This is a genomic window from Huijunlia imazamoxiresistens, from assembly GCF_037132455.1.
GTDB lineage: Bacteria > Bacteroidota > Bacteroidia > Chitinophagales > Chitinophagaceae > Flavisolibacter > Flavisolibacter imazamoxiresistens.
The window spans coordinates 41226-63435 of sequence record NZ_JBBBEI010000025.1 but is presented as its reverse complement, the minus strand read 5'-3'; the positions used below and the strand labels follow the sequence as shown (position 1 = coordinate 63435).

General features: G+C 56.5%; 17 protein-coding genes. 14 read left to right on the top strand and 3 right to left on the bottom strand.

What is annotated here, in order from left to right; genetic code table 11:
• The first annotated feature begins 377 nt into the window (after positions 1–377).
• The gene (locus V9K67_RS27210; protein ID WP_414696797.1) at positions 378–635 is read left to right on the top strand and encodes a response regulator; all 258 of its coding nucleotides are present in this window, start codon (positions 378–380) and stop codon (positions 633–635) included.
• A 226-nt stretch (positions 636–861) separates the two neighbouring features.
• Here the strand turns inward: V9K67_RS27210 and V9K67_RS22220 are convergent, their stop codons facing one another.
• A complete protein-coding gene (locus V9K67_RS22220) occupies positions 862–1539 on the bottom strand; it encodes a response regulator transcription factor (protein WP_336726402.1) in 678 nt (225 codons plus the stop codon).
• Positions 1540–2236: 697 nt separating this feature from the next.
• Here V9K67_RS22220 and V9K67_RS22215 point away from each other — a divergent pair.
• From V9K67_RS22215 to V9K67_RS22205, 3 genes are all read left to right on the top strand, one after another.
• Positions 2237–4234 carry a T9SS type A sorting domain-containing protein gene (locus V9K67_RS22215; RefSeq protein WP_336726399.1) on the top strand — a complete coding sequence of 666 codons (1998 nt, stop codon included), beginning with the start codon at positions 2237–2239 and terminating at the stop codon, positions 4232–4234.
• A gap of 203 nt (positions 4235–4437) precedes the next feature.
• Positions 4438–5766, top strand: coding sequence for a magnesium transporter (mgtE, locus tag V9K67_RS22210; RefSeq protein WP_336726396.1), 1329 nt, complete (start codon positions 4438–4440; stop codon positions 5764–5766).
• Positions 5767–6035: 269 nt separating this feature from the next.
• A complete protein-coding gene (locus V9K67_RS22205; RefSeq protein WP_336726394.1) occupies positions 6036–7034 on the top strand; it encodes a VWA domain-containing protein in 999 nt (332 codons plus the stop codon).
• 21 nt (positions 7035–7055) lie between these two features.
• Here V9K67_RS22205 and V9K67_RS22200 read toward each other — a convergent pair whose 3' ends face one another.
• Entirely contained in the window at positions 7056–7571 is a 516-nt protein-coding gene (locus V9K67_RS22200) for a CorA family divalent cation transporter (protein WP_336726392.1), read from the bottom strand.
• Positions 7572–7622: 51 nt separating this feature from the next.
• On the opposite strand from V9K67_RS22200, the gene tnpA reads away from it, so the two are divergent.
• Genes tnpA through V9K67_RS22180 form a run of 4 tightly spaced genes read left to right on the top strand, consistent with a single transcriptional unit; the run spans position 7623 to position 10299 of the window.
• Positions 7623–7955 carry an IS66 family insertion sequence element accessory protein TnpA gene (tnpA, locus tag V9K67_RS22195; RefSeq protein ID WP_336726389.1) on the top strand — a complete coding sequence of 111 codons (333 nt, stop codon included), beginning with the start codon at positions 7623–7625 and terminating at the stop codon, positions 7953–7955.
• A gap of 5 nt (positions 7956–7960) precedes the next feature.
• On the top strand, positions 7961–8326 hold the full coding sequence (tnpB, locus tag V9K67_RS22190) for an IS66 family insertion sequence element accessory protein TnpB (RefSeq protein ID WP_336726387.1): 366 nt from the start codon (positions 7961–7963) through the stop codon (positions 8324–8326).
• A 47-nt stretch (positions 8327–8373) separates the two neighbouring features.
• Complete coding sequence (gene tnpC / locus V9K67_RS22185) at positions 8374–9924, top strand: IS66 family transposase (protein WP_336726385.1); 1551 nt, start codon at positions 8374–8376, stop codon at positions 9922–9924.
• A 57-nt stretch (positions 9925–9981) separates the two neighbouring features.
• On the top strand, positions 9982–10299 hold the full coding sequence (locus V9K67_RS22180; protein ID WP_336726382.1) for a helix-turn-helix domain-containing protein: 318 nt from the start codon (positions 9982–9984) through the stop codon (positions 10297–10299).
• Between the two features lie 4 nt (positions 10300–10303).
• Here the strand turns inward: V9K67_RS22180 and V9K67_RS22175 are convergent, their stop codons facing one another.
• A complete protein-coding gene (locus V9K67_RS22175; protein WP_336726381.1) occupies positions 10304–10777 on the bottom strand; it encodes a CorA family divalent cation transporter in 474 nt (157 codons plus the stop codon).
• A gap of 135 nt (positions 10778–10912) precedes the next feature.
• On the opposite strand from V9K67_RS22175, the gene V9K67_RS22170 reads away from it, so the two are divergent.
• The 6 genes from V9K67_RS22170 to V9K67_RS22145 all read left to right on the top strand — a co-directional run bounded on the left by V9K67_RS22170 (position 10913) and on the right by V9K67_RS22145 (position 22072).
• The gene (locus V9K67_RS22170; RefSeq protein ID WP_336726380.1) at positions 10913–11635 is read left to right on the top strand and encodes a hypothetical protein; all 723 of its coding nucleotides are present in this window, start codon (positions 10913–10915) and stop codon (positions 11633–11635) included.
• Positions 11636–11724: 89 nt separating this feature from the next.
• Positions 11725–12483 carry a response regulator transcription factor gene (locus V9K67_RS22165; RefSeq protein ID WP_336726378.1) on the top strand — a complete coding sequence of 253 codons (759 nt, stop codon included), beginning with the start codon at positions 11725–11727 and terminating at the stop codon, positions 12481–12483.
• Complete coding sequence (locus V9K67_RS22160) at positions 12480–13847, top strand: HAMP domain-containing sensor histidine kinase (RefSeq protein WP_336726376.1); 1368 nt, start codon at positions 12480–12482, stop codon at positions 13845–13847. Before V9K67_RS22165 ends, V9K67_RS22160 begins: the two co-directional genes overlap by 4 nt.
• Before the next feature lie 481 nt (positions 13848–14328).
• Entirely contained in the window at positions 14329–15699 is a 1371-nt protein-coding gene (locus V9K67_RS22155) for a magnesium transporter (RefSeq protein WP_336726374.1), read from the top strand.
• 265 nt (positions 15700–15964) lie between these two features.
• Positions 15965–19660 (top strand): T9SS type A sorting domain-containing protein, encoded by a 3696-nt coding sequence (locus V9K67_RS22150; protein ID WP_336726372.1) that lies wholly within the window; start codon positions 15965–15967, stop codon positions 19658–19660.
• 51 nt (positions 19661–19711) lie between these two features.
• Entirely contained in the window at positions 19712–22072 is a 2361-nt protein-coding gene (locus V9K67_RS22145) for a T9SS type A sorting domain-containing protein (RefSeq protein ID WP_336726370.1), read from the top strand.
• Positions 22073–22210: the final 138 nt, after the last annotated feature.

The window sequence follows — 22210 nt, the reverse complement described above, 5'->3', positions numbered from 1 at the left end:
ATACATAGCAGAAATTGCAAAAGCGAATGGGTTTTCCCTGGACCTCCCCTCTCCTCCTTTAAGTTAGCTTTAGGAATAGCTGCAGGTACACTATAAAGATGCTGTTGCGCTGCCCAATTAGAGGCCGGTACGTAAGGCATGTCCTTGTGAATCAATGGAACCGGGTCTTGCGGATAGTTTTTATAAATTGTGCTTTGATTGCCCTAAAAAGATTGAAACCTTTCCCTGAAGCGTTTTCTGCGCTCCGGCGGAAAGAGTCTTTGACGCCTTGATCCGCAAGCTGAAAGTCCTATGCATTTTATATTTTTAGTCGATGATGATGCCGATGACCGCGAAGCCCTTCGGGAAGCCCTTGGGGGGGCGGTTCTACCAGCCCTATTATAGAAGCTACTGATGGTCGGAGGGCTCTGGAACTGCTCGGGGAGTTGCAGGAACAAGGCCATGCTCCCTGTCTTATAGTCCTGGACATCAACATGCCGCGCATGGATGGGCGTCAGACGCTGCTGGCCCTTCAGGCGGACACCGTCCCGGTGGTGGCATTTTCCACTTCCTTCAGTGATTTTGACCGGTTGTGGTTCGCTAAGCGAAATTTCCACTGCTGTACTATATTGGGTGAAATGAAGCTCTCTGCGTAGATTCATGCAGTCAATCAGAAGCCGCCTTTTTCCCGCCTTTTAAGGGATTCATTGGAAAGAGGGCCAGAATAGAAATCCGGCCCTGATTGGAAAAATCCAAGTTTTGTATGAAGAATTCATAATAAATATAACGAAGTCTGCGTTATTTCAAAAGCCGCATATTGACACTCGGTACAAAGCAGCGGACCGGGAGCCAGTCGCTTCATTCATTCATTCATTCATTCATTCATTCATTCGTAAGTATATATCCCATTCCGTATACAGACCTGATATAATCCGGGCAGCCTTTGACCCGGAGCTTCCGGCGCAGGTTTTTAATATGCGCATAAATGATCGCCAAGGAATCATTAGTGCCTGTTTCACCGGGCCAAAATTGGTTGATCAGGGTATTTTGGGAAATCACTTTTCCCTTATTGGTGATAAAATAATGCAACAAAAGGTATTCTTTGGGGGTCAGTTCCAGGAGTTCTTTCCCTGCGCGGGCCAGTCTTGCCTCCGGATCGATGTGGATCTCGCAAAAGCTGAGCATCGTGCTTTCCCGGGGCGCTTTACGGCGGATAATGGCGGCGATCCGCGCAGCCAGTTCGGGGAGCTGAAACGGCTTTGCCAGGCAATCATCAGCTCCCAGGCGCAAACAGCTGACACGATCCTCAATCGAGTTATTGGCGGAAATTACAATGACCCCATCGCCTTTTAGGTCCCTGCTGAGTTCCTGCAGCAACCAAAGACCGCTGCCGTCGGGCAGGTCCCTGGCCAGCACAATGCATTCATAATCTGTTCCTGCCACCTTTTGCCGGGCTTCCCCGCAGGTGAATGCCACCACGCAGGTATAGCTTTCCTTCTCCAGATACGACACCATGCTTCCGGCCAGCTCTTTGTCATTTTCAATGACGAGCAGCTTCATCCGGTGTTTTTTTGTAAACCTAAAGAGGAATTCTGAGGAAAACGAACCCGCTCTAATTCCCGACTCTGTTCCTGCCGGGCTTGAAGAAGAAGTGCTCCTTTACAGTAAGTTCGGGCCCCACTGGCCTTGTGCCGGTCCTATGGGACAGGGCTAGCGGCAGGACACGCCCATAGCCTTTTACTGCAGACGGAAGCGTACGTTCCCTGTCTATAGGCAGCTTTCGCGCAACGGCCTTTATCCGCGCCCATCACGCGCTGCGAAGCTTTCTGATCTAATAGTTTTCTAATAATATTCTGTTCTAACTCTAACCCTCCTTGCTTACAAGCTGTTCTATATTTGTCCCGTACCCCTTTTTCAAAGGCAATCGACCAGGGCTACCCGCAAAGGATCGGAACAAAATTCAAAACAGTCATCCGGGGGGCTACTCCCGGCGGCGGTTTCGACCTGCGGTCCTGCGCCTTGATCAGGAAGGTAACGTGCTAGATGGCGCCGCATGCAACAAGGCCATCTGCAGACCCGTATATTTTTTTATTAAGCTCATCATTGGCTTCCTTGTTCTCTGCCCGGCAACTGTTTATGTGAAAGACCCGGCTCCAGCCCGGCACTTTTCACAGTGCCTACAGCCTATTCATACATCCATAAACGCCGCCTGCGTCGTGCGCGGCTTTGCTATCCAATATTCAAAATTTCATCAACTATGAAAAATGCTACCCTCCTTTTCCTATGCATCACCTTATTATCCGCTTTCTGTTCCTCTGCCCAGCTGCCGCTTCCTTCCGGCTTCGGAGCATACTCCGGCGAAAGTCTTATCACCCTCTCTCCAGGCGACCCGGCGCCTGCAATGGGGACCGAAGCCCTGGACGATATACCGCCCACGGTGGTAGGCATCAGCCGCACATTGTCCGCTGCCGACACCCTCAGTGCCACCTCGGTAAACTGGAGGGTGATCTTTTCGGAACCCGTACTGGGTGTGGATGGTCTGGACTTTTCGGCCACTCCCCTGACCGGCAATGTCCGGGGCACATTGGCACTGCTGGCCCTGGAAACCGCAGGAGCGGAAGGCACCGATGCCGTCACCCCGATCGGCACCGACGGCACCACCTATGAGGTGACGGTAAGGGCAATTGCCGGCAGCGGCACCCTGCGGCTGGACCTCAATCCCAGTGGGACGGACATTACCGACCTTGCCGGCAATGCGCTTAGCGGTGGTTTTGCCGCCGGTGAGACCTGTACCATCTACCCGGCGCCCGTACAGGGATTTGCTTCCTTTTCCGATATCAGCGCCCTGCCCATTTCCAGCCATACGGGCCAGAAGCCCCAGGCCAAACTGTGGACCTATGCGGGAAAATGGTGGTCGGTGCTGGCCACTGCCGAGGGTACGAAACTGCTCCGCCTGGACGGCGCCTCCTGGAACGAAGTGCTGAAAATTGCCAGTTCCAAAAACTCCAAGGCGGACTGCCAGGTGGTGGGAGGCGTGGTGCATATCCTGCTGTTTCGCGGGGGAGGGGGCAACTCGTACCTGGTATCCGTGGAATACGACCCGGTGGCCGGAACCTATAAACTGTGGAGCGGGCGAAAACAGGTGATCACCCTCGTCTTTGAACCCGATACCGAAACGGCCACCCTGGCCATCGACGGCGCCGGCACGATGTGGATCGCCTCGGATGATGCCGGCGAGATCAAGGTACGCCGGAGCCAGGCACCCTACTCCAACTGGAGCGACCCGGTCACCATCGCTACCGGGATCATGACCGATGACATTTGCGCAGTTACGGCCCTGCCGGGCAAAATCGGGGTTTTCTGGTCTAACCAGCTTACCCAGCGCTTTGGCTTTAAGACCCATACCAATGGCAGTGACCCCTACCTGTGGTCCGCGGACGAGGTGCCGGCCGCCCAATCGGCGCTGCGGAAAAAATATGGAATGGCCGATGACCACATGAACCTCATGGCCACCAGCGACGGTACCCTGTATTGTGCCGTGAAGACCGGGTACGACAGCCCCGGCTACCCCAAGGTGTCGCTGCTGGTGCGCCGGCCCACGGGCGTCTGGGATAACCTCTACCCGGTAACGGCCAACGAAGGGACCCGCCCGATCGTGCTGCTTAACGAGGCCCTGGGAAAAATCCGGGTGGTGTACAGTTCGCTGGAAAATGGCGGCGACATCCTGTATCGCGAATCCGCTCTTTCCCCGATCGCCTTTGGCCCCCCCATCACCCTGATGAGCAGAAATTACTTATTCAACAACTATTTGTTTAATTACGCCACCTCTACTCACCAGGCCTGCACCTCCGATGTTGTGATCCTGGCCTCCAGCGAGGATCCCCTGCTGGCCGTTTCCGTCCTGGCAACGGACAATCCGGCGGGCCCGGCCCGGATGACGGCGATCTCTTCCCCGGCAGAGCAGGCAACCGTAGCGGCGGCTTCTGCCACCATCCGGGCGGAATTACTCGCCTTCCCCAATCCCTTCTCCGGCCCGGCCACGGTCACCTACACCCTTCCGAAGGGGGGCGACTATTTCCTGACGTTGTTGGACAGCCGCGGCAGGGTGGTTTCCCTGCTGAAACAGGGCAAGGCTACCGCCGGCAGCCAGCAGGTCTTTGTGCTGGAGGGCACGGGGCTTTCCAGCGGGGTTTATTTTGTCCGGCTGCAAACCGCCTCCGGCTCCCAAACCCTGAAACTCGTGCTGAAAAAGTAAGGCCCGCAGATCCGCCCCCTGCTGGGAACGCCTTAGGAACCATACGCTTGAAAGGACATCCGATTTCACCGCGAACAGGAGCCAACCGGCGGCCGGAAAATCCCGAAGTGCCGGCCGCCAGGGCATTTTTATGAACGGCAACCGGTAATTTTGCGCCCCCTTTACGTACGGTAACCTTTTTTCTAAAGTAATAATGATGATTTATGAGCGTACAACCCAGGGACCTGGTCGACAAACATCCCAATGATATTGCCGAAAACCTGGAGCAGATGGAGCTGGAGCAGCAGGCCATTGCTTTCCTGCTGCTGCCCGGCAACCTGAAGGGAGAAGTATTTGCCTACCTGGACCAGCCCACGCAGGAAAATATTTTACGGAGCCTGGGAAGCGAGCAGATCGCAGAAGTCCTGCAAAACATGCCTCCGGATGACCGTACCCAGGTGTTTGCCAATTTTCCCGACACCCTCATCAAGGAAGCCGTCAACCTGCTGAGTGAACGGGAACGCAAGATCGCCCTTTCCCTGATCGGCTACGAGGAAAACAGCGTGGGCCGCATGATGACCCCTTATTACATCCAGGTCAAAAGGCACTGGACCATCGAACAGACCCTGCGGCATATCAAGCGGGTGGGCAAAAAAGCCGAAACCCTGAACTTCATCTATGTGGTGGATGATGATTTCCGTCTCATTGACGATATCCGCATTGGCAGCATCCTCATGGCGGAAGAGGACAAAAAGATCGAGTCCCTGCTGGATTACCAGTATGTCAGCCTGAACAGCACCCAGAACAAAGAGGACGCGGTGATCGTCTTTGAGAAATACGATCGTGCGGCCCTGCCCGTGGTTTCCGAAAACGGCGTCCTGGTGGGCATCGTCACCTTTGATGATATCCTGGACGTGATGGAACAGCGCGACACCGAGGACATCCAGAAGTTTGGCGGTCTGGAGGCGCTGGACCTGCCCTACACCCAGACGGGCCTGCTGGACATGGTAAAGAAACGGGCGGGCTGGCTGATCATCCTCTTTATCAGCGAAATGCTGACCGCTTCGGCTATGGGTTATTTTGAAGCGGAGATCGAAAAAGCGGTGGTGCTGGCCTTATTCATCCCGCTGATCATTTCCAGCGGTGGCAACAGCGGTTCGCAGGCCGCCACCCTTATCATCCGGGCCATGGCACTAAAAGAGCTTGCTCTTAGGGACTGGTGGTATGTCATGCGCCGGGAAGTGGCTTCGGGTGTGCTGCTGGGCAGTGTGCTGGGGCTGATCGGCTTTTTGCGCATCCTGGTCTGGCAGGAGACCGGATTTTATGATTACGGGGTGCATTGGTTTTTCGTTGCCTTGTCGGTAGCGGTTTCCTTGCTGTTTATCGTACTGTGGGGCACCCTGTCGGGCTCTATGATCCCCTTTTTGCTGAAGGGCCTGAAGCTGGACCCGGCCACCTCTTCCGCTCCCTTTGTAGCGACCCTGGTGGATGTAACCGGTGTGATCATCTATTTTTCCATAGCCGCCTTTTTTCTGAGCGGCAGGCTGCTGTAAGTCGGATGCCTAAAGGGTAATCAGGAGGTTTTCTTTTTTCCCCTTATTAGATACAGCACCATAAAAAAAGAGGGCAGGGCCGGCACTAAGGTATACACGCTGCCTACCCACAAATGGATCAGCAGGGAAGTAACGATATAGCCAATGCAAAATCCCCTCATCCAGGCAATTTAAGCACCTTGCTGTAGCCGGCAAGGTTAAATTGAAAGAACATGGGGAGCGGGAGGGGCCTTCCCAACTGCCTGTCACCCCACAAAGCCAAAACGCCGATGATGTTGTACGATTGGTTTAAAGACATTGAATTCGCCCGCAAATGGGTGTTGCCTTTCCTGGGCATGCTGCCCGTTTTTGCCTGGCTGCAGGTGCGCATGGCCGCCTCCCTGAAAGCCGGCTTCATGGTGACCACGGCCCGGGCGTTTACGGTCAAAACGTTCCGCAACCTGTTGGCGCCTCTGCCGCTGGTGTTGCGGTTGCTTTCCCTGGGCTGTCTCCTCCTGGCCCTGGCCCGCCCGCAGGTGCGCAATGCGCAAAAACAAATCCGGGGCGAAGGCATGGATATCGTGTTGGCCATGGACGTGAGCGGCAGCATGCTCTCTTCGGATTTTTACCCTAACCGGCTGGAGGTAGCCAAGCAGGTGGCCGCCGATTTTGTACGCTCGCGGCCCGTAGACCCCATCGGGCTGGTGATCTTTTCAGGGGAAAGCTACTCCCTGGTCCCCCTCTCTTCCGACCACCAGGTGCTGCTGGAACAGATCCAGGGCCTGCGCAGCGGCATGCTCCAGGACGGCACCCTGATCGGCGAAGGGCTGGCCACAGCCGTGGAACGGCTCTCCGCCGGCCGCTCGAAAAGCAAGGTGGTGATCCTGCTCACCGACGGCAAGGAGCAGCCGCCGGAAAACCGCCTGATCGACCCGCTCACCGCCCTGGAAATCGCCCGGGCAAAGGGCGTAAAAGTATACACTATCGGCATGAATGCCATTCCTTCGGCCACCGTCGGGGAAAGGGGGCTGCAGGGAAGCGGAGGCGGGCTGGACGAGGAATTGATGAAACGCATTGCCATCGGCACCGGGGGCGAATATTTCCGGGCCCGGGACAAGGAAGGCCTCCGCGACATCTACCGCTACATCGACCGGCTGGAAAAGTCCCGGGTAGAGGTGATCACCAAAGAGCGGGTGGCGGAAAAGTTTGCCCCGTTCCTGCTGGCGGCGCTGGTGCTGCTGGCCCTGGAAATCCTTTTCCGGTACATTTTGCTGCGCACGTTTCCCTAGAGGCCTGCCGGTTTCACCGCTTTACAGCCATTTTTTGCGCCGGAACCAAGCGTAAATGCCCGCCGCTACCGCCACCATCAGCAGGAGCACTGCCGGGTACCCCCATTTTTTACCCAGTTCGGGCATATACGTGAAATTCATTCCGTAAATGCCGGCAATAAAGGTCAGGGGCATGAAGAACGCAGAGAAAAGGGTCAGCACCTTCATGATATCGTTGGTCTTTTGAGAAGAAAACGACAAAAACAGGTTCATCAGGTTGTTGACATTGTCCAGCACCTGGCTGTACAGGATTTGCATCTTCAGGTGCTGGTCGCGTACATCCTGCAGGGAAGCTTCATCTCCAGGGTCAGGACGGATATGGTTGATGGGTTCCTGCATGAGCATCAGGACCTTGTGGGCCAGTGAGGCTTCCCGCTTGATCGTATAAAGCGCTTCCATCTGGTCTCCGGTGGTTTTGCGCACCATGATCTGGGATTCATAAAAATCCAGCTGATCGGACAGCCGGCCTGCCGGTTCCGTAAGCCTACAGGCAGCCACATATTTTTTATCCCAATAACCGGTGGTAGCTTTAGTCCTTACCCCCGGATCATGAATACAACCCCCAAAAAGTCGATCAACAGGCGAACCGATGCGGAGAAGCTCGGTCTCATCCAGGAATGGGAAAAAAGCGACCTTTCCATTGCTTCTTTTTGCCGCCAGCACGGATTCTCCGATTCCCTGTTCCATACCTGGCTCAAGAGATACCGCCCCAAGGGCGGTCAACAGTCCAACAGTGATTTCGTGCCCCTTCAACTTCCTGCAGCTCCCGCTGAGGTACCCGATACCCCTTCCCTGTATGCCGAACTGGTCCTGGCTGGCGGCACCAATATTAAGTTCTACCAGCCGGTAGCCGCCACTTACTTGCGAACCCTAATATCCTGACCACCATGTTGGCCCTTAGCGACGCTTACCGTTATTTCCTGTACCGGCCACCGGCCGATATGAGAAAAAGTTTTTATTCCCTGGCAGCCCTTGTCCGGGAGCAGATGCAGGGTGATCCCCTCAGCGGTGATATCTTTATTTTCCTGAGCCGCCACCGCAACCATATCAAGCTGCTTCGCTGGGAAAGGGACGGCTTTGCCTTATACAGCAAGCGCCTGGAGAAGGGCACCTTTGAGATGCCGGCTCCTCAGCAAGGGGACGGCGGCTCCCCTTTGATCAGCTGCCAGCAGCTTTTACTGATCCTGCAGGGCATTTCTTTAGGGCAGGTCCATTACCGAAAACGCTATGCCCCGGTTGCGCAAAAGGATTGAAAATCATTTGCATTATAGATGAGCTTTGCCGATATTTATATTCCTGCATGCCCACCCCGCCCGCCATAGATTACAAAGCTCTTTACGAAGAAACAAAACCCTTGTTGGACGAGGCGTTGCAAACCATTGCCCTGCTGCGGCATGAAAATGCCCAGTTGAAGAAAATGCTCTTTGGCAGCCGCCGGGAACGTTTTGTATCCTCCACTGCCGCGGGTCAGCAGCCCACTGAATCAAAGCAGGAGGCACGCCAGGATCGGCAGGCCGGTGAAGTACAGGCAAAGCAGGTAAGTTCTACCCTTAAAACAGCGAAAAATCCGGTTTCCCATCCCGGGCGCAGCCCCTTGTCTTCCCGCCTGAGAAGGATAGATATCGTAGTGGAACCGGACTTCATTCCGGAAGGCAGCATCCGGATCGGCGAAGAGGTCACCGAGCAACTCGAATACATTCCCGGAGAACTCGTCGTAAAAAGGACCATCCGGCCCCGCTACCTAGTGCCCCGCCGCAGCCTGCAGGAAGGCACAAAGATCATAACGGCGCCCCTGCCGGTCGAGGGTGTCTTTAAATGCATTGCCGGCCCCGGCCTTCTGTCCCAGATCCTCATCGACAAATTTATTTACCACCTGCCGGCTTACCGGCAGATGCAGCGCTTTGAGCAAAACGGCATCAGCATCGCCTATTCCACCCTGATCGCCTGGATCGGGCTGACCGCCAACCTCCTGGAAGTGCTCTATGATGCCCTGCGCAAAGAACTACAGCAAAGCGGCTACCTGCATGCCGATGAAACGGAGATCAAGGTGCTGGACAACAGCAAAGCCGGCAAAAAGATACACCGGGGCTACTTCTGGGTATACAACAACAGCATCAAAAGGCTGGTGTACTTCGACTACCAGCGCTCACGCAATAAAGAGGCGCCGAAGGCAATGCTGGCCGGGTTCAGGGGCTATTTGCACACCGACAGGCATGAAGTTTATAATGACTATGATAACAGTGAGCACATTATTCATTTGAACTGTATGGCGCACGCCCGGAGGTACTTTGTAGAAGCCCTGGAAACCAGCAGGCCGGAAGCGGAATACGCCCTGCAGCGGATACAACAGCTTTACGCCATTGAGCGAAGGTGCCGGGAGGCGCAATACTGCTTTGATAAGATTAAGGAGATCCGACAGGAAGAATCGGTTCCGATACTTAAAAGCCTGGGAGGCTGGATCGGGGAAAAGAAGTCCGCCATGCAGGCCGGAAAGGTTTTGCCCCAAAGTCCATTAGGTAAAGCGATTACCTATTGCTCTAAACGATGGGAAAAGTTGTGCCGGTATACCGGGGATGGAATGCTTTTGATTGATAACAACCAAATAGAGAATGCTATCCGCCCGGTGGCTCTGGGGAGACGGAACTTTTTATTCGCCGGGTCTCATACTGCGGCGCATCGCACCGCTATGATCTACAGCCTGGTAGGCTGCTGCAAAATGCATGACCTCAACCCTTACGAGTGGCTCAAAGATGTACTTACCCGCCTGCCGATGCATCCCATCAATCGAATAAAGGAACTGCTGCCTCACAACTGGAAGCCTTTGCAAGCGGGTCCATTTAAAAAAATTTAGAAGGAAATTTGCCTGGCGGTTTACCGATCTTTGGGATATCAATAATTTGTTCGGCTTATGGATCCCTCCTTATCAGAGAAAAAGCTTACGCTCGGAGAGCTGCTCGCCCATCTGCGGCATCTTTACCAACCCGATCACAGAGCACTGGCCGAGGCTTTGCAAACATCACACTCAACGTATCTTAAGATCGAACGCGGCCAGCGGGAACTGAGTTTTCTCATGGCATTACGGATCTGCCAGTTTTATCAACTGGACCTGCATGAGTTTATCTCTATACTGAGTGATGAGGAGCTTGGTCGCAATGATTTTTCCGTCATGAAAGCGATAGAAAAAAGGGAAAGAAAAAAAGCTGAAGCGTCTAAGGAAAAGCTATAGCCTCCTACAGAACGAATCGACAAGCAAAGGGGTCAATTTGCCCATACCTGTGGCTGCCTGTAGGTTTACCCGGTTCCTCAAAGGTTTCCAGCGTTTGCCAGCAAACCTGCAGCAGCACGTCAGCCGTGGTATCCCATTTTCCACGGGCCGCCTGGCGTTTGAGGAGTTCCAGAAAGGTGAGTTCCGACTTATGAATGGTAATAAAAAAATGGGACGTAAAGAAGATGGCGATCTTGTTGGTCTGGTCCTGGATGGTGGTTACCCGCTTATCGGAAGGGCGGGCGTAATAGCGCAGGATCAGGAAGTGCACGTCCTCTACAAACTCGTACTTGGGCAGGTGCTCGGGTTGCATGCAGTCCCGGACGATGTGTTCGTTGAGGCCGTATTGCTGGCTGAGCTGTTGCATTTCCCCGGGGGTGGGGTCGGTCACGTCGATCCAGTTGATGTCCTGGAGGATGGGTTGTATATTCGTTGCCATAGTGGTCGTGCTTCGCGCACAAATGTAGCCGCCCTCCGCACCCGTCCGCCTTTTTGCAAGGTGAAATATTTCGGGTACTTTTCCTGCGCCCTGTGCCTGCACCAGACAGGAAATCGGCCCACTAAAACCGGGAACATGAACAAAGTACGCCTCTGCCTGTCTTTGATTTTCCTTTTGGGGCTTGCCTCCTGCACCACCCTGCTGAACACGCCCAAATACCAGTTCACGGATGGTTACTATACCCAGAAAGTGCCCGGCCAGCCTTCCCGGAAGGTGTATGTGGATACGGAAGAAGAGGACATCCGGGTATACTCCCTGAAAAAGACGGGAAATTACTACGGGGTGGACACCGGGATGTTTACCCTGCTGCCGCCTCAGGGGGAAGCTCTTCCTCAATCGTACCCGAATGGGATTCACTTCCACCAAAAGAGTTTTGACGTGGATTTTCTTTCCATCCTGTTCAAATACCGGCCACCGGTTCAGGGCTTTCCCAACCAGTTTACCACCAGCCTGAATGGAGCGGTTTACCTGGGGTACCGAACGGACGTGTACTCCCTGGATTTCACCACCGACCCGCTGGGCTGCCACAGCCGGGAAACGAACCACTACGGCTTTTCCTTTGGAGGCTTCACCGGTGTGGGAGCCACCGCCATGAATCCCTGGGTGACGAATGAGCGGATCTCTATTGAATACGATGGCGTGGTCTGGTCCAAAGGCCTGGCAGGCATCCTGGGGCTCAACCGCTTTACCGTGGGCCTGGCCCTGGGCTGGGACCATTTACTGGACCGCAACAAAAGGGTCTGGATCTACCAGCAGAAACCCTGGGCCGGCCTCGCCTTTGGCCTCAACCTGAACTAAGCTGAGCTGGTCTGAAAATTGCAGAGTTTTTTTGAGAAGCTGGACATCCAATAACCCACTGCCCGTTTGTTCCGGGAGGGCGAAAGCCCGTGAAGACCAGCATCCTGACATCGTACCCTGCCTGGAAACACCCGGAAACGGACAAGCAGTTAAACCACCTCAATACGATGGAATTTTTACTGATTGAAGACGATGAGCGTTTGGCCTCCCTGATCAAAAGGGGAATGGAGGAACAGGGCTATTCCGTCATGCTGGCCTACGATGGGATGATGGGCCGAAAACTGGCCCTGAGCAAAGAGTTCGACCTGATCATTACCGACATCATTCTGCCCAAGCTCAATGGCCTTGACCTGTGCAAGGAGATCCGTATGGCCAAACCCGAGACCCCCATCATCATGATGACGGCCCTGGGCTCCACGGACGATAAAGTCGAGGGATTCGACGCCGGCGCCGACGACTACCTGGTCAAACCCTTCGATTTCCGCGAGCTGTACGCCCGCAGCCGTGTGCTGCTAAAGCGCCACAGCGGGAGAATGAAGACGCAGGGATTCCTGCTGAAATATGCCAACCTGGAAATCAACCTGCACACCAAGGGCGTCAAACGCGACGAAAGCCCCATTGACCTGACTCCCAAGGAATTTAAATTGCTGGAGTACCTGGTGCAGAACCCCGAAAGGGTATTGTCCCGCAAGGAAATTGCCGAAAACGTCTGGGGCACGCACTTCGACACCGGCACCAATTTTATCGACGTCTATATCAACTACCTGCGCAAAAAGATCGATAAAAACTTCGAACCCAAACTCATTCATACCAAATCCGGGATGGGCTTCGCCCTGAAAGCAGAATGAAAGTCAGAAACAAAATAAGCCTGCTGTTTACCGCCCTGGCCGGCGCCATCCTGCTTTCCTTTGCCGCTTCGATCTATTATTCTGCCTATAAGGACCGGGAAACCGAATTTTACACCAGCCTGACAAAGGAAGCCATCACCAAGGCCAACCTGTTTTTCACGGCCGAAGTACCGGTGCCCACCCTCCAAACCATCTACCGGAACAACCGGGCTACCATCAATGAGGTAGAGGTGGCCATTTATGACAGGGATTTTCACCTGCTGTATCATGACGCCGTCAATATCGACCTGGTGAAAGAAACCCGGCAAATGATTTTGCAAATCCAAAGGGAAGGGGAAATCCAGTTCTACCAGGACCGCTGGCAGGTCGTGGGGATGCAGTTTCCCTTCAGGGGCCGGAACTATATTGTCACCGCCACCGCCTACGACCAGTACGGCTACAATAAACTGAACAACCTGGGCCAGACCATGCTGATCGTTTTTGTTTGTTCCATCGTGCTCATTTTCGGCGCCGGCCAGTTCTTTGCGAAAAATGCGCTTTCCCCGGTAACCAATATGGTCAAAAAAGTAAAATCCATCACGGCCACCAACCTCGATCTGAGGGTCAATGAAGGCAACCACCGCGACGAGATCTCGGAGCTGGCCGTTACCTTTAACCAGATGCTCGACCGCCTGGAACGCTCCTTCGAAGCCCAGAAAAACTTTGTTTCCAACATCTCCCACGAACTACGTACCCCCCTGGCCGCCATGATCGCGGAACTGGAATTGACCTCGGCCCGGCAGCGGCGTCCCCGGGAATACCAGGCCGCAGTTCAGAACGTGCTCAGCGATGCCCGCAAGCTGGCCAAACTTTCCCAGGGCCTGCTGGACCTGGCCAAAGCCAGCTATGACCAGTCGGAGATCAGTTTTAAAACCCTGCGGCTGGACGAATTGCTGCTGGATGCCCGCCAGCAGGTCCTGCGTTCTAACCCGGAGTACCGGGTGCATGTCACCTTTGAGCAGGAAATCGAGGAGGACCACAATATTTCCGTCGCCGGCAACGAATACCTGCTGAAAGTGGCCTTTGCCAACCTGATGCAGAACGGCTGCAAGTATTCCGCCAACAATGAGTCGGCCGTAGCGATTAGTTTCTGCAGCCATTATACCAAACTGAGTTTTGCCGACACCGGTATCGGGCTGTCCGAGGGCGACCTGCCCCATATTTTCACGCCTTTCTACCGGGGCGCCAACTGGCAATATGCCGAAGGCTATGGCATCGGCCTGCCCCTGGCCGACCGGATCATCCGCCTGCACCAGGGCGCTATCTCCGTTGCCTCCCGCCTTCAGGAGGGCACGACCTTTACCATCGAGCTGCCCCACCTCTAAGGCTTTCTAATGTTTTTCTAATGATATTCTGTTCCCTCTCTAACCCGCTTTGCCTGGAAGTTGTTCTACTTTTATCCTGTACACCGGTCCTTCCCGTAATGTCAATCAGCCGGGACTGAGCCTTATACCCTTCCGGAAAATGCCTGGCCGTTCTAACCGCCAGGAGTCATCGAATCCAAAAGGGAATGTGCACCTTCCGAGCCCGGGAAATTGCAAAAGATCCGTACACCCATAATTCCGTTCCTGTAAAGCCCCATTGCTTACCGGGGACGATTTTCACTGTACCGGCAAAGTCCAGGTGTTTTTCATTCCTTTTCTCTCATGGCAGGCCCCCCTCTCCTTTTCTGTCACCCTGCGCTCATCCGTCCTGCCGGTAATTTCCCGCAGGAAGTGGCAGGGGCGCCAACTGTTTTTCCCTGGAGGGTATAGAGCGCCTGCAGAAGGAGGGCCGCTGAATTCTACTATTACTAAAAAGCAGGATATGCATCTGATGGAATCAAAGAGCAAAGTCGCCCCGGAATCTGACAACTCCCTACTCGACCTTCAGAAAAATAAGTCCCTTCCTCCACAGGAGCGTGCCAGCCTGCTGAAGACGCTGCCCGCCGACAGGGCGCTCCATGCCTTTGTCGCCTTGCCGGTCGGTGCCGGCGTATCCTTGTTTCCCTACCTGGGCCTTATGCTGCAGAAGAAGATCCTCCGGGAAATAGCCAGATCCCGGGCCTCTTACCTGCTCAATGCATTGCCTTCAGACGAGCGGATGGCTTTTTTCTCCGCCCTGAAAGCCGGGGAACTGTTGGTTTACCTTGGGCTGCTCAGCGAGAAAAACCAAGCGGCCATACAAGCGTTGCTGGAGTATCCTCCCGGAAGTGTTGCCCGTTTCATCAATACCGATTTTGCCGCCATTGACCGCTCCATGACCGTAGGGGGCGCTTGTGCCTATTTAAGAGAGCACCACAAAGACTCCGAGGCGGTCAACGTAATATATGTCGTGGATGAGAAGGGCAGGCTGCTGGACGATGTGCCGGTACGGAAACTCGTGCTCAGTGAACCGGAAACAACGATCCGGCAGCTACTGGACGGCTTCTGTGTCCGTTTGAAAATGACCGACAGCCGGGAAGAGGCGCTCCAGAAGTTCCGCAAATACGACCGAGAAGTGCTGCCGGTGACCGATGGCGATTATCATCTGGTCGGCGTTGTCACCGTGGATGATGTGCTGAAGGTAGCAGCGCAGGAAAGTACGGGGCAACTGCAGCAGTTCGGGGGGATAACCGCCCTGGAAGCCCCCTATGCGCACACGTCTTTTTTCGACCTGCTGCGCAAAAGAGCCGGCTGGCTGGTCCTGCTGTTCGGGATTGAGTTACTTACGGTCCTGGTTATGAACCGTTTTGGGGCTGCACTTACCAATGCAGGGGTACGGGTACTGTTTCTTCCCCTGGTTCTCTGCTGCGGCGGCAACAGCAGCACGCAGGCGGCGGCACTGGTAATACGGGTCCTGGCGCTGAAAGAGCTTTCCCTTAGCGACTGGTGGTATTTCCTGCGCCGGGAGGCTGCTGCCGGCCTCCTGTCAGGCGTCCTGCTGGGAGGCCTGGGATGTTTGAGCCTCGCCTTGGGGCAGCGGCTTCACCTCTGGGATTATGGAGGAGGGCAGCTGGGGCTCACGCTTTTCCTTTCCCTGACCGGCATCGTGCTGTGGGGCACCCTCTGCGGTTCGTTGCTGCCGATGCTCTTAAAAAAAGCAGGCGCAAGTCCCACTGCCGCCTCCGCCCCCCTGGTGGCCACCCTGGCGGATGTGACCGGAATGATCCTGTATTTTACCCTGGCCGCCGTCCTGATGAAGGACGCCCTTTCCTAGTTTCCTGCTGTCCTTTTTCCAGGTGCTCCGTAAGCCCCAAAAAGCAGCCGGAAGGCTTCGCCCAGTACGCTCTAATATTTTTCTAATGATATTCTGTCGCTTCTCTAACCGCCCTTCCCTGGAAGCTGTTCTATATTTGGCTGGACCCGATCCTCCTTCCCTGAGCAAAGCTGCCGCCACTACTGCCTGCCCTAATCCTCCCCCGAAAGCTTCCGGACGTCCTGCCTTATCCTTAAAATTTCATTCCTAACAAAAACCGCCAGCTATGAAAAGATGTATCCTCTCTTTTCTGTGCTTCCTCCTTTTGACCTTCACCCTGACCGCACAGCAAACCCTTTTGCCCTACAAATCTTCCTGGAAATTTTTTACGGGTGCTGCGGACCCGGGCACTGCCTGGCACCTTTCCCCCTTCGATGACGCTTTCTGGAGCAGCGGCAGCGGCAAGCTGGGCTACGGCCTGGAGGGTCTTTCTACCCTGCTACGTTCCGGTACCGCCCCCCTTTACACGACCACCTATTTCCGGACAACCCTTACCCTCTCCAACCCGGAACAGTTTGATGATTTTACCGGGAATGTTCAATTTGGCGATGGCGTAGTGGTCTATATAAATGGCGTGGAAGTGTACCGCAAAAACCTGCCCGCCGGTACCCTCACGTCGCTAACGCCCGCCACTACAGCGGGAACTTTTACCAAAAAGTTTCCCATCAGCAAAGGGGTTTTTGTACCCGGCACCAATGTAGTTGCCGTGGCGGTACACCAGCAGGCGGAAAGTTTATCGGATATGGTCTTTGACATGAAACTGTCGGCCTACCCGGATGTCCTCCCGCCCCGGGTGCTCAACGCGGACCTGCTGCCGCCCGGGGACGCCCAGCCCCGGGGCTCCGCCCTCACCTACCGGTTCCGCTTTTCTGAAAAAGTGAGCGGCGTGGACGTGACGGACTTTGTGCTGACCCCCACCAGCGGTGCGCCGGGCGGGACCGTCAGCCAGGTCACGCAAGTGGATGGCAGCGGCACCTTGTCTGATGTGGCGGTAAGCGCTATTACCGGAACAGGCACTTTTCGCCTGGACCTGAAATCCGGTGGCACCGCTATAACCGATATGGTCGGCAATACCTCCGTCGCCGGCTTTACCTCCGGGCCTGCCTACATCGTGGACCAAACCCCTCCTTTTGTAAAGAGCATCACCCGGCTTTCGCCCCTTATGGAGCTGACCAAGGCCTCCACGGTTACCTTCCAGGTGGCCTTTTCCGAAAAAGTAACCGGAGTGGGCAGGACCGACTTCAGCGTGGTGGCCGCCTCCGGAACGGTAAAGGGCGAAATCGAATCCGGCGACGTGGACCCGGTGGGCACCGATGGCACCACCTATAACGTAAAGGTGTCTTCCATCAGCGGCTCGGGCTTGCTGCGCCTCGACCTGAAAGCCTCGGCTACCGGCATTGGCGATGCGGCCAAAAACGCCTGTGACGGTTATAGCGCCGGGCAGACCTTCCACATCGACAAAACGCCCCCGCAGGTGCTCGGCATTGGGCGCCAGGCACCGGCCGCCCCCCTTACCAATGCCGCCGCCCTGGTCTACCGGGTTTCCTTTACCGAGCCGGTGGCCGGCGTGGATGCGGCCGACTTTTCCCTGACAACCCTCAGCGGCACGGTTAAAGGCGTGCTCTCCCCGGACGCCGTACAGCCCGTGGGGCCGGAAGGCACGACCTGGGACGTGCGGGTAAGCGCGCTGAGCGGCAGCGGGGAGCTGCGCCTGGGTGTTAAAAGCAGCGGTACGGGCATCGTGGACGGGGCCGGCTCCAAGCTCAGTGGTGGCTTTGCCGGCGGAGAAAGCTATACCCTCGACGTTCAGGCACCCACCGTGGTCAGCATCACCCGCCAATTGCCCTCCCGCTCCACCACCAATGCCCCCTCCCTGACCTACCGGGTTGCGTTCTCTGAACCGGTAACCGGTTTAAAGGGCAGCGACTTTTCGCTGGTCACCCTCAGTGGCACCACCACCGCTGCGGTCGCTTCGGACGGCGTGGTGCCGGCAGGTACAGACGGTACCACCTGGGACGTAATGGTCACCAGGGTAAGTGGTGCCGGCATACTGCGCCTGGATGTCCGAAGCAGCAGCACGGGCATTATGGATGTTTTGGGAAACCCTTTAACCAGTGGCTTTGCTACCGGCCAGGCCTATACGATCGATTATACCGCGCCGGAAGTGGTGAGCATCAACCGCCATTCCCCGGATGAAAAGGATACCGAAAAATCGTCGGTCATCTTCCGGGTCAGCTTTTCCGAAGCTGTTACCGGGGTGGATGCCACTGACTTCCTGCTCACCGCACTCGAAGGCACCGCCAGCGGAGAGCTGGCCGCGGAGTCGGTGGTTCCTGCCAATTCCAGCGGCTCCCGGTACGATGTGGAGGTGCGCTCCATCACCAAAAACGTGCAGCTGCGCCTGGATATCAGCAGCAGTACCGGCATTACGGATGGGGCGGGCAATTCCCTGGCCGGTGGCTATACCGCCGGGCAATCCTATAACATCCACCCGCCCATACCTTACGGATTTGAATCGGTAACGCCGCTCCATACCCAATCCGTTACCGCCACTACCGAGCACAAACCCCAGGGAAAGCTGTGGACCCATGACGGCCACTGGTGGAGCGTGCTGGCAACTTCCGACGGCACCAAGATCTTCCGCCTGGACGGCACCTCCTGGACCGACGTGCTGACCCTCTCCAGCGCCGAAGATGCCAAGGCGGATTGCTGGGTGGTGGAAGACGTGACCCATATCCTGTTATTCCGGGAGTCTTCCAGCTCACAGCTGGTATCGGTGGAATATGATGCGGCCCAACACACCTACAAGCTGTGGAGCCGGCGTCCGTCCCGGGTTTCCCTTTCCCTGGGCTCGGATGCCGAAGTCGCTACGCTGGTGGTGGACGACAGGGGCCGGATGTGGATCGCCGCCGACGGCGACGGGGATGTGAGCGTGCGCTGGAGCGATGCGCCCTACACCAGCTGGAGCAGCCGCATCAAGCTGGCTTCGGGCGCCACGGACGATGACATCTGTACCCTGGCCAAGCTGCCGGGAAAAATTGGCGTGCTCTGGTCCAACCAGGACTCCGAACGTTTCGGCTTCCGCACCCACAGCGACGGCGACGATCCGGACGACTGGGCGGAAGACGAAAAGCCGGGCGCGACATCGGCCAAAAACGTCGGGGCCGGTTTTTCCGATGACCACATGAACATTGTCAGCGGCAGCGATGGCACGCTTTACTGTGCCGTGAAAACCAGCTATGACACGGACAATTATCCCAAGGAATCGCTGCTGGTTCGCCGTCCCGACGGCACCTGGGATAAACTGTACACCGTGACTGAAAATGAAAATCATGGTACCCGGGGCATTGTCCTGGTCAACGAGCAAACAGGAAAGCTGCGGGTGGTGTATACCTCCATTGAGGACGGCGGCGATATCCTGTACCGGGAGTCCGCCCTTTACCCGATCTCCTTTGGGCCCGCCCGGACCCTGCTCCATGGCCAGTATAATCATGCTACCAGCACACACCAAGCTTTTACATCCGAGGTGGTGGTGCTGGTCACCGACCTGGAGGAGGGCAGGGCAAAAGGTTTGTTATTGAGCGATGAGGCGACCGCGGCCAGGGCTGCGGCCCCGGCCCTGGTGGAACTGCCGTCGGAAATACCCGGAGCGGGCGGCTTGCAGGCCGAACTGGCGGCAGTGCCCAACCCCTCCGGTGGACCGGTGACGGTGAGCTTCGTGCTGGATCAATCCGACAATTACCAGGTCGTGCTGGAGGACATCAGTGGCGCCCGGCGCCAGGTAGTGAAAAAAGGCTGGGCGGAAGCTGGTCTGCGGCAGACCTTCAGGCTGGAAGACGCCGGAAGGCCTGGCGGTCTTTACCTGCTGCGCCTGCATACCTCCAAAGGAAGCAAAACGCTGAAACTCATGGTGAGCCAATAAGCGGAATGCCCGTTCGCGTAAAATTCAATATCCATTAAAACCATTCCGTGTATGCAAAGATTTACGTTCCTCCTGCTGTGCTCTTTGTTGATGGCCGCCACCCTGACCGCCCAGGTTACCCTGGTTCCCTTTGGCAGTTCCTGGAATTACCTGGACAATGGAACCAACCAGGGAACCGCCTGGCGCGCCCTGGGTTTTAATGACGGCGCCTGGAAAACCGGCAATGGCAAACTGGGTTACGGCCTCAGCGGCCTCACCACCACCGTCAGCTACGGCCCCGACGAGGACGACAAATACATCACCACCTATTTCCGCAAAACCATCTCCATTGCCGACGTCAGTACCTTCACCGGCTTTACGGTGAACGCCTACCGCGAGGATGGTGTCGTGGTGTACGTCAACGGCATGGAGGTGTATCGCAACAACATGCCCACCGGCACCATCTCCTATACCACCGCCGCTTCCGCCAGTCCCTCCAACGATGGCGCCGCCCCGGTAACGTTTACCGTCCCCGTCGCCCGCTTTACCAGCGGCAGCAACGTGATTGCCGCGGAGATCCACCAGAAAAGCACCACCTCCTCGGATATTCTCTTTGACCTGAACCTGGTCGCCTCCGGCGGGGGAACGACCGACCCGCCGCCCTCCGTGTTCTCCATTAACCGCCAGTCCACCGCCTCCACCACCAGTGCCTCAACGGTGGTTTTCCGGGCCACCTTTTCTGAAGGCGTTACCGGTGTGGACGTAGACGATTTTGCGGTTACGGCCGTTGGTGGCAGCGTTGCCGGCAGCGTAAGCTCGGTGGCGCCCCAGAGCGGCAGCGTTTACGATGTGACGGTTTCCGGCATTACCGGTACCGGCGAACTGCGCCTGGACCTGAAGGGAAGCGGAACCGGGATCACCGATGCGAACAGCCAACCCCTAACCGGCGGCTTTACCGCCGGGCAGACCTATATCATCCAGTCGGCTCCTCCGCCCACCACCTACGGCTTTGCGTCCACGGCAACCCTGGCAGGGGTTTCCGTGGGCAAACATACCGGCGAAAAGCCCCAGGCCAAGGTATGGCGCCATGACGGCCGGTGGTGGTGCGTGCTGCCCACCTCCAGCGACACAAAGATCTTCCGCCTGGACGGCACCAGCTGGACCCCTATGCTGTCCGTTTACAGCTCCAACAGCGGCCGGGCCGATTGCTGGGTGGTCGGCGACGTGGTGCACATCCTGCTGTTCCGGGGGGCCAGTACGACCTCCTACCTGGTGTCGGTGCAGTACGACAGCAACCTGAAAACCTATAAGCTGTGGTCCCTGCGGACCTCGCGGGTCGCGCTTTCCTTCGGTTCCGGCGCGGAAACGGCCACCCTGGCCATGGACGGCACGGGCAGGTTGTGGATCGCTTCCTGCGGCACCTCGGATGTGAACGTGCGGTGGAGCGCCGCCCCCTACTCCAGCTGGAGCTCCGAGATCAAGCTGGCCACCAACGTGGCCGACGATGACATCTGTACCATCACTACTCTTCCGGGGAAAATCGGCGTGCTGTGGTCGAACCAGAATACCCGCCGGTTTTACTTCCGCACCCACAGCGATGGTGCCTCGCCCGCCACCTGGTCGCCGGAAGAACTGCCGGCCATCGAATCGGTAAAGGACAACGTGGGGCTGGGGCTGGCCGATGACCACCTCAACATCGTCCCTGCTGCCGACGGCACCCTGTACTGCGCGGTAAAGACGGGCTTTGACCGGGATGACTATCCCACCCTCGCCCTGCTGGTGCGGCGGCCGGCCGGCACCTGGGACCCGCTCTATCCCGTTACCGTGAACACCAGCTCTACGCACAACGGCACCCGGCCGGTCGTGCTGCTGAACGAAGCGCTGGGAAAAATAAAAGTGGTGTATACGTCGGTGGAAAATGGCGGCGACATTTTGTACAAGGAATCCCCGCTGTCCAATATTTCTTTCGGGGCCACGAAAACCCTGCTTTCCGGCAATTACAACAATGCCACCAGCACCCACCAGACGTACAGCAATGAAGTGGTGGTCCTGGCAACCAACCAGGACAACAACCGGGCGGAAGGCATCATCGGCTTTGACAATGCCGCTGTTGCGCCCATCGTCCATGCTACGCAGTCCGGGGCCGAGCGGCTGGCCCACCGGACCCTTCCCGAAGCCGAACTGCTGGCCTGGGCCCCTGCTTCCTCCCGTACGGCTGTGGTCAGCTTTATCCTGCCTTCCAAGAGCGGATACACCCTGAGCCTGTACAATATGGCGGGCGCCCGGATCTCGGTGCTGCAGCAGGGGCGGGCCATCGCTGGCCAGCGCATCACGGTCCCCCTGGAGACGGCGCGGCTGCCCCAGGGGATGTACCTGGTGAAGCTGCAGACATCCTCCGGCAGCAAAACCGTGAAGATGTTCCTGAATCCCTAAATATTCCCAGGGCGCCGCGCAACCGGCGCCCTGGTCTTTTATAAAGCATTCTCTTCCAGTCCCCGTTGGTGAAAGCAGGGGGAAGGGAAAACTGCAATATTGTCCTCTCCGCGCCTGCGCCCTTCTAATGATTTTCTA